The organism is Clostridium bowmanii (assembly GCF_018861315.1).
Lineage (GTDB): Bacteria > Bacillota > Clostridia > Clostridiales > Clostridiaceae > Clostridium_AD > Clostridium_AD bowmanii.
Window position 1 is genome coordinate 137953 of record NZ_JAHLDL010000006.1, and the last position, 11839, is coordinate 149791.

Sequence of the window (11839 nt, forward strand, 5' to 3'; positions counted from 1 at the left end):
GACCCTATAATTTTCTGTAGTATTTGCAACATCTAATTATAAATCTATAGTTGTTAAAATTCAATAGACTATGATGTTTTGAGCATATAAGATTTAAATACAAAAGCATGAAGTCTATTTTGCTAGCACTTCATGCTTTGTTAAATTACCTCACTATACTTCCTGTGGGCAATTCTCCTGGTATAGATACTGCAAATAGCTTGCTATCGTCCTGCGACGCAGCAGCAATTATCATACCTTGTGATAATTCGCCCCTTAGCATAACAGGCTTTAGATTAGCTACTAGGACTACATATTTTCCAATTAGATCTTCTGGTTTATAATTCTGGGCTATTCCTGAAACTACTTGCCTTATTTCTCCTCCTAAATCTACTTTTAGCTTAAGAAGTTTTTTAGATTTCTTCATTGGCACGCATTCTAATACTTTAACAACTCTCATATCTATTTTTTCAAAATCTTCTATTGTTATTTCTTCTTTTACTTTCTCCATAGTAGGTTTTTGTATTGCTTTTTGATTCTCTTCTACAATTTTATTAAGCTCTTCTATTTTAGCTTCCACATCTATTCTTGGGAACATTACTTCGCCCTTATTAACTTTTGTTCCTGCACTTGTTCCATCAAATGATGCCAAACTGTCCCAAGTGGTTGCTTCTACATTTAGCTGAGCATTTATTTTACCACTAGTAGTTGGTAAAAAGGCTGATAACAACACTGATATTATTCTTAAGGATTCTGCTAAATTATACAATACTGTACCTAGTCTTCCCTTTTGAGTTTCATCTTTTCCAAGTATCCATGGCGAGGTTTCATCTACATACTTGTTAGTCCGCCTAATAAGTTCCCAAACATAATCCAATGCTTCAGGAATTTTAAGTTCATCTATGGCTTTTTCTACCTTACCTGGTGCTGCAAGTGCCATTTCTATAAGCTCGTTATCAACATCTGCTATATCTTTAGGCGCTGGAATAACTCCATCAAAATATTTTTCTATCATCGTTACAGTTCTTGATAATAAGTTTCCTAAATCGTTAGCTAAATCCGAATTTGTTTTCTTTATGAATATTTCATTAGTAAATATTCCATCAGACCCAAATGGTATTTCATGAAGTAGATAGTACCTTACAGCATCCACTCCAAAATGATTAACTAATATCACCGGATCTACTACATTTCCTTTAGATTTTGACATTTTTACTCCGCCATCGAAAAGAAGCCAGCCGTGACCAAATACCTGCTTTGGAAGAGGAAGTCCTAATGCCATTAACATAATAGGCCAATAGATTGTATGAAATCTTAGTATATCTTTACCTATTAAGTGTACATCCGCTGGCCAGTATTTTTTAAAAATGGAAGTATCTTCTCCATTATATCCAAGAGCCGTTATATAGTTAGACAGTGCATCCACCCATACATATATAACGTGGCCTGGATCAAATTCTACTGGTATTCCCCAGTTAAAAGTTGTTCTTGAGACACATAAATCTTGAAGACCTGGCTTTAAGAAGTTATTTATCATTTCATTTTTTCTTGATTCTGGTTGAATAAATTCCGGATGATCTTCAATATATCCTATAAGTCTATCTGCATATTTTGACATTTTGAAGAAATATGCCTCTTCCTTTGCTTTCTCTACAGGTCTTCCACAATCAGGACATTTTCCATCTACCGCCTGAGTTTCTGTCCAGAAAGATTCACAAGGGGTACAATACCACCCTTCATAAGAACCTTTGTATATATCACCTTGGTCATATAACTGCTTAAATAGTTTTTGAACTGCCTTTTTATGATAATCATCAGTAGTTCTTATAAACTTGTCATAACTTATGTCCATCATATTCCATAAATCTTGTATGCCCGCTACTATTTCATCTACATATGCTTTTGGAGTGACACCTTTTTCCTGCGCTATTCTTTGAATCTTTTGACCATGCTCATCTGTTCCAGCTAAGAACATTACATCATAGCCTGTAAGCCTCTTAAATCTAGCAATTGCATCCGCTGATACTGTCGTATAAGTATTACCGATGTGTAAATTTGCTGATGGATAATAAATTGGTGTAGTAATGTAATAAGTTTTTTTAGTCATAGTTCTCCTACCTCTCTTACTTATAATTATTTATAATTGTTAATTTTAAATACATGAAAATAAATACAATATATTACTTTCCAATAATAATCCCCAAAACTTAGAGCTTTCTAGGGAATACAAAAAAGTCTCTAAACAGAAAAAAATTCTGTTTAGAGACGTATTAACGTTTTACCACTCTAATTCATCTTTACATCACTATAAAGACCTCCATGGGTGACTATCATCACCTGTCAATATAACGGTTGCTACCGTATTATCCTAGTAATTAAATTCAGATAATCTGCTTAGAGACCATATTCATAAGTCGCCATGCTACTGATTTTCACCTATCTCAGCTCGCTTTTAACATTTAGGCTCATTACTCTTCTCATCATCGCATTTGTTTAATAATAAGTATATTGCAATTAAAGTACTCTGTCAATATTTTTTCCTAAACTTCTAAAATTATACTTAGAAAATCAATTTTTATGATTCTATTTTCCTTAGCATTCTTACACCTTTTGTACCTAGTAGATAATATAGTACTAAATCTAAAATTCCATATGAACCTACTATTAATGCAAATACAAACCATTTAGTTAATTCATACTTGATAACAATAAATACCGTAAGCGCACCTAAAGCTATACAAACAATCATACTAATCAGCACATTTAAATTCCTCTTAACTGCCTCCTGCTCTGTATCCCACTGAAGTTTAGGAAAATTCAAATCAATAAATATTCCTATAAAGGATGTAAATATTATTCCCAAAAGTCCAACTATAATCATTAATAAAACTAAATCTAATGGTAACTTAAGTAATATTAAACCAATTATACTTATCGTAATCATAGCAGCTACTCCGAGTACTACCGCAGATAATACTTTTGCCATAAGCTGATCTTTATATTTCATAGGTATATATTTTAATATAAATAGATTTTTACCTTCTCTTGATATTGCAGTAGTTGCAATTGAATTACTACAAGATGAAAAAACCATAAATACAAAAAAAACAGTTAATACTATGCCTGTACTTTTACCACTTTGTAAAAACCCAGTTAATTCCTTAAGCTGTCCTGAACCTCCCTTCTGAGCAAAAATTGGTACAAGTAAAAATAATGGCCATAAAAAATTCATAAGTACACAATTCATAAAATAAATTGGTGTTCTAAATAAAATCCTTAATTCTTTTATTATATATATCTTTAGGGAAGAACTTTGTGTTGTATTTTTTATAAGTTCGTTACTACTGAGAGTCTTTCTCTTTGAGGATGTTTCAGATACTCCCATTACTCCTTTAAAATACAATACTTGGCCTAACAATATAAATATCATTACTGCAACCAGTGTTATGGCTATAAATAGAATTAGATTAATAACACCCTTAATATTATTAGTATTAATCAAACTATTTACAGCTATCTTAGCACTTGGAAACATCTTTGTTACCAAATCAACTAGGGAGTTATTTCCCTTTGAAAACATTTCAGTAATTTCTGATTGACTTAAATCTTGTGAGAATTTTTGAATATATATATTAATTCCTACACCAAGTCCCATAGCTATAAGCCCACCTACTAATCTAAACCGGTCCTTATTTTTTGCAATATTAGTAAATCTCATTATAATCATATTTATTACAGAAGCAATTACTAATGGTACTATAGGCAATAGTAAAAATATAACAACTCCATAAATATAATACAATACCCCTCCACCACTCTTTAGCCCATAAGCAATTAATGTTGGAGCAAAAAATATGATTTCTGTCATGTATTCATAAATTAATACTACAGTAAATTTAGCCCCCATAATATGCCACGGTTTAAAAGGTAGTGGTAATAAATTTTCTACATCCATAGAAAAGTAAAATATGCTCATAGCATAAAAAATGCCTAAGAAGAAAATAACAACGCAAACAACGGATAATCCAAATCCCAATATAACCGCTTCTTGACCAATTTGGTGTAATCCATCATAGGCCGCAAATATGAACTCTCCAAATCCTATTGCCATGGGTGTGAATGCTAGTACTAAAAGTAGTGCAAGCAATAATCCCTTTATCTTCTTTTTATTTTTCTTGCTACTAGATGATCCAGTTCCTGTTTTTAATAGCACCTTAGTTAGCGCTATAAATTTACTCATTTTCAGTCATCTCCAAGAAGATTTTTTCAAGGGATCCACTGGCTTTAAAATGCTCCCTTAATTCATCTAGAGTTCCACAGAATAATATTTTCCCCTTGTTTATTACGGCTACCCTATCACATAGTTTTTCGGCTACCTCTAGCACATGAGTTGAAAAAAATACACTTTTCCCGTTATTTGCATGTTCTCTCATCATTTCTTTTAAAACATATGAAGATTTAGGATCAAGTCCAGTCATTGGTTCATCTAAAATCCACACTTCTGGTTCATGGAGGAGCACCCCCATAATGATAATTTTTTGTCTCATGCCGTGAGAATAACTTTGAATCTGGTCTGTTAGTGCATTATTCATTTCAAATCTATTTCCTAAGGCTTCAATTCTTTCTTTTCTTATAGTACTTGTCACCTCATAAATATCAGCCATAAAATTTAGATATTCAATGCCTTTAAGTCTTAAAAACATATCCGGATTATCTGGTACAAATCCAAATTGTTTTTTAGCCTCTAAGTCATTTTTTTCTATATCAATCCCATTAATAGTGATTTTTCCGCTATCAGCACTTAATATTCCTGTAATCATCTTTATGGTAGTAGTTTTACCTGCTCCATTGGGTCCCAAAAACCCAAATATTTCTCCATCCCTTATGGTTAGATTAATGTTGTCTACAGCCTTAATTTTGCCATTGTAACTTTTATTAACATTTGTAATTTCAATCATGTTTTATCCTCCTGCCTTTCTCTGGAGTAAATAACAATAGGTAATTGTAATCCCCCATTATTTTGCTCAGGTTTATTTACGTACTTATCTGTTTTTTACATTTAACAACTAATTAATATACATTTAATGATACCATACTTCTTATTTCCTTACAATATATGTTATCTCTCTTACTTATTATAGTATTAATTCCTTTTAAATTATCACTTAAGATACTAAAAAAATCGTTAAAAGAAAAACTTAGCTAGGTTAACTGCCATTATAATTGCTGTAATATCTGCTAGTATAGCTGCAAATAATGTATGCCTTATATTTTTTATATTTACCGCCCCAAAATAAACTGTCAAGGTATAAAAGATGGTCTCCGTTGACCCCATTATTATAGATGCCACCCGTCCTATGTAACTGTCTGCGCCATATTGTTTTATGATGTCAGTAAATACTCCAAGAGCACCACTTCCAGAAAGAGGCTTTATTAAAACTAGAGGGACCACTTCAGGTGGGAGTCCAATAAAAACAACAACAGGCTTTACTAAATAAATTAAAAAATCTAAAGCCCCGGAGGCTCTAAATACATTGACAGCTATAATCATAGCCAGAAGATATGGAAAAATTTTAAGACAAATATTTATTCCCTCCTTGGCCCCTTCAACAAAACACTCATATACCTTTACCTTCTTAATAACTCCATATATTACCACAAATCCAATAATAATTGGAATTATACCCTTTAAAATATATGATATTAAATTACCTAAAATCAACCTATTCACCTACCCTATCTAAATTTCAATATGAATATGCATGTATTTTCATTAAAAATACCTTTGTAAAATTTTACAATAAACTACACCTAAAATTGCAGCAGTACCTGTGGCAATTATGGCCGGCAATATAATAATTGCTGGATTTTGAGAATTATAAGCTGCCCTTATAGATATAACCGTTGTTGGCAGAAACTGAATACAGGCAGCATTTAGCACTAAAAATAACGCCATATCATTACTAGCTGTATCTTTTTCACTATTTGTTTTTTGCATCTCCTCCATAGCTTTTATACCAAATGGTGTAGCTGCATTAGATAAACCCATCATATTTGCTGTTAAATTCATAGTAATACTGGACATTGCCTTCTGGGTTTTTCCATCCCCTTTAAATATAATTTTTAAAATTGGTTTAAGTACCACTGCCAACTTATCAGTTAGTCCACTTTTTTCAGCAATTTTCATTATCCCACACCAAAGACACATCATTCCAACCAGGCCTATTACAAGTTCCACAGCACCAGATGTAGAAGAAACAACAGCCTTTGATAAAATTTCTCCTTTTCCTGTAAAAATGCCAATAATTATCCCTAAGAATAAGATTAAAAACCAGATAATATTTATCATATTTTTTCCTCCTAGAATTTAAATTAACCATCGCCTTTAGTCCTGTAATATTAATATATATGTATTTATTTCTCTATAATTGCCTATATTAATATTTTATTAATTTCACCTATTAATAGTTAATTCGTTACACAGACTATAATAAAAACACTTTTTGTGTTATTATTTTCTTGTTGAATATATAATTAACGATAAAAAAGGAGTTACTTTATGATTAATATACCTTTCTTAAATTCTAGTGTTTTTACACTTCTTTATTATTTTATTATCTATTCTTTTATGGGTTGGTGTCTTGAAACAGTCTATGCTACAATAAAGAAAAAAGAATTTGTTAATAGAGGATTCCTTCATGGTCCATTTTGTCCTATTTATGGGTTTGGAACTTTGGCAATAATTGTTTTGCTAGAACCTATAAAGGCTAATTATCTATTTCTTTTTTTAGGTTCAGTATTTACGACTTCTACTCTAGAATATATAACAGGATACATTCTAGAAACTGCATTCAATAGCACTTGGTGGGATTACAGTGAAGAGCCCTTTAATCTTCATGGAAGGATTTGCTTATCATTCTCTATTATATGGGGAATTGTTTCCATGTTTGTTTTGAAGGTAGTTCATCCATACATTGTTTATCTAGTAAATCTAATACCACCTAAACCCGGCATAATACTTTTCTATATTATGCTTGTATATTTCATTGTTGACTTTACGATTACTGTAATTACAATATTTAAATTAAGGTCCATGCTAACTCAGTTAAATACAGCATATACAGAACTAACTGATAAACTTTCAGAGTTTAAATTGAATTTAGGGAATACTAGAGATATATCCGAACTTAAAATCAGATTGGATGGATTAATCGAAAGCGCTGAAATGAAAGTTAGTAAAAAGAAGTCTGAAGTTGAAAACATAATAAAAGAGTTAAAAATAAAATATGATTCCTTATTTATTAGAAAATATCCTGATTATTCCAGACTTATAAAAGCTTTTCCTGACTTAAAATTTAAGGGTTTAGATTCTATTTTGAAGGATTTTAAAAATAAAGTTTATAAGAATAAAAAATAGTATAATTTAAAGGAGATTAAAAAAATGATCGAAGATAATATAAAATTAGCACAAAAGGGTATCGATGATGCATTAGAGACTATAGAGGCTCTAGAGAAAACTATAAAAGAAACTCCTCTTTCAAAAAATACATTAAAAGAAAGCTTCTATACTCTTTCTAAAAAAGTTGATGAGATTGAAGATATATTGAAAAATGAGGGTATACTGTAGTTTTCCTATAAAACTATATAGATCACATTTAACTATTGAATAATAAAAGCACCTTATTTCCAAATACACTATATATTCGGAAATAAGGTGCTTTTATTATATTAATCCCAAGTCATACATTTTACAAATTATAACTTGGTTATCTTCATTCCTTAATAATTAACTTCTTCTAAAAATAATCCTTTAGCTGGTGCAATATGTCCAGCATATTTTCTTTCTTTTTTATCTAGAATTTCACTGATATCAGATACAGTTTTTTCACCCAGTCCAACTTCAACAAGAGTTCCAACTATGATCCTTACCATATTTTTCATAAACCCATTTCCTTGAACACTAATTTCTATGTTTCCATCCTCTTTTACAATGTTTATAGTGTAAATATTTCTAACAGTAGATTTTTTCTTAGTTTTAAGAGTTGTAAAACTTTGAAAATTATGTTCTCCTATTAAGATCTCTGATGCTTTTATCATATTTTCAATATTTAGAGATTGCGGTATATGATACTCATATTTTCTATTAAATACATTGTGCTCTCTATTATTACAAATGTTGTAAACATATTTTTTAACCTTAGCATTATATCTAGCATGGAAATTCAAATCCATTTCTTGTACTGATTTAACCACAATGTCTTCTGGTAAATACTCGTAGCAATAACTACGGATTTTGTGATCTGACATAGAACATTCCGTTCTAAAATTTGCAACTTGATTTGTTGCATGTACCCCTGCATCCGTTCTACCCGAAGCCGTAATTTCAATATTTTCTCCTGCCATCTTACTTAAAACAGTTTCTATTTTGTGTTGTATTGTATTGTCACTATCTCCAAGTCTTTGCCATCCCTTATACTTAGTACCATCATATTCTATTACAATTTTAATATTTCTCATAATTATTATTTATCCTACTTTCTATTTTAGAGTTTGATCTAATATTTTAACTATTTTTTTTATTACATACTTTATATTATATACATATATCACAATTAGTAAAACATCCCGTATAAAATAATTCTTAACTTTGATAGTGCTGAATGAATTTTCACAATAGGATACCTTGTTTCTGTATTTAAAATAATCTTACGCTTTACTATTGACCACTTATTTAACTTCCAAGTTATTTTTAAATCCACCGCACTTTTTCTAATTGCTTTTCTTTCTCTTTCACTACCATCATAAAATACTACAAAATCAAATTCTGCATCCTCACTATCAAATTCTGCATCAAATTTTTCAATAATGCTATTAGGCGAAAGTAACAATCTACCTGCTTTAGGTTCTAATTTGAAATTAAGTCCTTTCTTATTGTTTGAACATAAATAGGACTTATAAATTAGTTCACTGCAAAACAGTGCATTATCAGTCATAATATCAAAATTATAATCATATAACTTCCCTAAATATTCAAAAGCTGTAAATAGTGCTTTTAGTTTATCATCTTTAGATAGTTTAGGGCGTAATGCAGAAAAATAATCAACTTTTGCAATAGCATCTAGAGGATTTATTACCACACCAGGAGCAATAACTTCTATAATATATTGTCTATTGGTTTCACCTTTATCGCATAAGATATCATATACTTTAGGATAAACCTTTTTTACGTAATCTGACACGCACAAAAAATCCCCTAATGGCATGTCCACAAAATAATCATCTAGCACCCCTAACTCGCCTATATAAATAGCAGAATGAGTCCAAAATCCTGGCAATCCTAGGTTGGTTAGTTGATAATTATTTCTCTTTAAAAGCACATCGCCTGGTTGCAACTCACCTTTGATAATATTAATATCTTCATTACTAACATACTTCTGTTTTCTACTAGAATAATCAACTCCAGTAATACTTATAGCAACCCACTTTTGAAATGGGAACCAAAAATCAAATACATTTTTTCCAAAGAAATCAATCATATTATTAAAAACGATATTTCTATGATTTTTAACAAGTTTTATAAGATTCAAATAATTATCACTTGCATAATCTAATAGTTTTTTTTCACTTTCATAGCTTTCATACTCATAGACTTCATAACAATTTAGCATGAAATAAAAATAATGCTTATTTCTAAACAAAGATATCATTTGAGAAATTTCTGTGATTTCTTGTGTAATGTAATAATACTGTTTTTTATTAATATTATATTCGGACCTACTTTCGTTAAGCATTGACTCCAAATACTTGTTTTTGTCTATAATATTAGCTAATAATACAGAGTTTTTACGTATTGCTATTGTTGAAGCATAAATTAACAACACATTTTTAAATTTAGTATGTGAATCTTCCCTATGCTTTAATTTAAGTTCATTTTTATATTTTTGCCTAATTTCATTCAATCCATTATAGCATCCTACATAACTAACCCATTTATCTAATATATTTTGTTTATCACCTAGGGACATATTTTGAATATCAGAATTAAACAGGTCTTTGTTTTTCTGGATTTCATTCACTATATGCTCCAATTCTTTTATAAGTTTTAAGGACTGGTTTATTTCCTCATCAACTGTTCTATGAACTAAGCCCATACCCTTATCCCCCATAAATTCACTTTAGTAATTCATAGTTATTATACCATAGAACTCGCTGTTACTTTACTAATATAAATTATAAAATCGAAATATTTCTAATTAACTCAAGAAAATTTCTAGTAAAAACATGGATATTTTCGTTTATATGTTTTTTTATGCATTTTTATATGTATACTATAACTATTATATATAATGAATTTTTTTTGGAGGTTCTTATGTTTACAAGCGAACTATTATTACGTTTTTTTAATCTATTATTTTTTATTAATATTTTTTTCGCCATAGCCGTTGTATTTATTGAGCGAAAAAATCCTGCAAGCACTTGGACTTGGCTTATGGTCTTACTATTTTTACCTAGTGTTGGGTTTATTTTATACTTATTTCTTGGTCAAAATCTAAAAAAGAAAAAACTATTTTCTCTAAAAAAAGGAGAAAAAGAAAATCTCACCTCAATCATCGACAAACAAAAGGAATTTTTAAATAATGAAGATTTAATTAAAACTAATCCATTTTTAAACAAATATTCTGATATGATGGAGCTTAACCTTTGTAGTGATAATGCCTTTTACACTAATAATAACCATGTAACTGTATTTATAGATGGAAAGTCAAAATTTGATCAACTCAAAAAAAACCTAGAGGATGCAACTGTATATATTCATATGGAGTATTATATATTTAATAATGATATCTTAGGAAAATGTATTCTTGAAATCCTATGTAGAAAAGCTGAACAAGGAGTAGAGGTAAAATTACTCTATGATGGTATGGGTTGCCTTAAGGTTCCCAAATCATTTTTTGCTTCTTTAACTGCAGCCGGCGGAAAAATTGCTTGTTTCTTTCCACCCTTTCTCCCTTATATAAATCTTAGAGTAAACTTTAGAAATCATCGTAAAATTTGCACAATTGATGCTAAGTATGCCTTTATAGGTGGTTTTAATATTGGAGATGAATATTTAGGACACTCTAAACGATTTGGCTTTTGGAGAGATACACATTTATTCATACAAGGAGATGCAATAGATGCACTAGAATTGCACTTCCTAATGGATTGGAGATTTGCTGCCAATGAAGATTCCGTTTTTGATAGTAAGTATTTTCCTCACAGACCTCACCTTGGTAGAACCGGTCTTCAAATGGTTTCAAGTGGTCCTGATTCCACTTTCAATTCTATTAAAAATGGATATTTAAAAATGATCAGTAAGGCTGAAAAGAATATTTATATAGAAACTCCTTATTTTATTCCAGATGACAGTATCTTAGAGGCTTTAAGAATAGCATCACTATCTGGAGTAGATGTTCGTATAATTATACCTAGTAAACCTGATCATCCCTTTGTGTATTGGGCTTCCACTTCATATATGGGAGATCTACTAGATTCTGGTGTCAAATGTTATACCTACACTAAAGGCTTTCTTCATAGCAAGTTTCTTTCCATTGATGGATCAATAAGCTCTGTAGGCACTGCTAATCTAGATATTAGAAGCTTTACTTTGAACTTTGAAATCAATGCTTTTATATATGATAAAGAAATAACCTCTAAGTTAGACGGCTTTTTTAATGATGATCTAAATTTCTGCGATGAGCTAACTCTAGAAAAATATACAAACAGAAGTTTTATTGTTAAGATTAAGGAATCTGTTTCAAGATTACTCTCTCCCTTACTATAAAAATAAAAGAAAGTATATATTACTACAACTTCTGTT

The 11839-nt window shown here is 30.2% G+C and carries 10 protein-coding genes and 1 other annotated feature; of the genes, 3 read left to right on the forward strand and 7 right to left on the reverse strand.

Features of this window, described 5'->3' with window-relative positions:
- Nucleotides 1-145: 145 nt before the first annotated feature.
- The 5 genes from metG to KPL51_RS05980 form a co-directional block, all read right to left on the reverse strand.
- Nucleotides 146-2086 carry a methionine--tRNA ligase gene (metG, locus tag KPL51_RS05960; RefSeq protein ID WP_216158429.1) on the reverse strand — a complete coding sequence of 647 codons (1941 nt, stop codon included), beginning with the start codon at nt 2084-2086 and terminating at the stop codon, nt 146-148.
- A gap of 151 nt (nt 2087-2237) precedes the next feature.
- Nucleotides 2238-2472: a binding site (T-box leader), on the reverse strand.
- Nucleotides 2473-2554: 82 nt separating this feature from the next.
- The gene (locus KPL51_RS05965; RefSeq protein WP_216158431.1) at nt 2555-4219 is read right to left on the reverse strand and encodes a putative ABC transporter permease subunit; all 1665 of its coding nucleotides are present in this window, start codon (nt 4217-4219) and stop codon (nt 2555-2557) included.
- Nucleotides 4212-4937 (reverse strand): ABC transporter ATP-binding protein, encoded by a 726-nt coding sequence (locus tag KPL51_RS05970; protein WP_216158433.1) that lies wholly within the window; start codon nt 4935-4937, stop codon nt 4212-4214. The genes KPL51_RS05965 and KPL51_RS05970 overlap by 8 nt, the downstream gene beginning before the upstream one ends.
- Nucleotides 4938-5164: 227 nt before the next feature.
- Complete coding sequence (locus tag KPL51_RS05975) at nt 5165-5683, reverse strand: spore maturation protein (RefSeq protein WP_216158528.1); 519 nt, start codon at nt 5681-5683, stop codon at nt 5165-5167.
- Nucleotides 5684-5752: 69 nt separating this feature from the next.
- Nucleotides 5753-6328, reverse strand: coding sequence for a nucleoside recognition domain-containing protein (locus KPL51_RS05980; protein WP_216158435.1), 576 nt, complete (start codon nt 6326-6328; stop codon nt 5753-5755).
- Between the two features lie 210 nt (nt 6329-6538).
- Between KPL51_RS05980 and KPL51_RS05985 the strand changes: the two genes are divergently transcribed.
- The gene (locus KPL51_RS05985) at nt 6539-7396 is read left to right on the forward strand and encodes a putative ABC transporter permease (RefSeq protein WP_216158437.1); all 858 of its coding nucleotides are present in this window, start codon (nt 6539-6541) and stop codon (nt 7394-7396) included.
- A 24-nt stretch (nt 7397-7420) separates the two neighbouring features.
- Nucleotides 7421-7606, forward strand: coding sequence for a hypothetical protein (locus tag KPL51_RS05990; RefSeq protein ID WP_216158439.1), 186 nt, complete (start codon nt 7421-7423; stop codon nt 7604-7606).
- Nucleotides 7607-7758: 152 nt separating this feature from the next.
- On the opposite strand, the gene truA is transcribed toward KPL51_RS05990, so the two are convergent.
- Nucleotides 7759-8496 (reverse strand): tRNA pseudouridine(38-40) synthase TruA, encoded by a 738-nt coding sequence (gene truA, locus KPL51_RS05995; RefSeq protein ID WP_216158441.1) that lies wholly within the window; start codon nt 8494-8496, stop codon nt 7759-7761.
- A 95-nt stretch (nt 8497-8591) separates the two neighbouring features.
- Nucleotides 8592-10130 (reverse strand): YiiX/YebB-like N1pC/P60 family cysteine hydrolase, encoded by a 1539-nt coding sequence (locus KPL51_RS06000; RefSeq protein ID WP_216158443.1) that lies wholly within the window; start codon nt 10128-10130, stop codon nt 8592-8594.
- Nucleotides 10131-10348: 218 nt separating this feature from the next.
- Here KPL51_RS06000 and cls point away from each other — a divergent pair, with 218 nt between their 5' ends.
- The gene (cls, locus tag KPL51_RS06005; RefSeq protein ID WP_216158445.1) at nt 10349-11803 is read left to right on the forward strand and encodes a cardiolipin synthase; all 1455 of its coding nucleotides are present in this window, start codon (nt 10349-10351) and stop codon (nt 11801-11803) included.
- Nucleotides 11804-11839 lie beyond the last annotated feature (36 nt).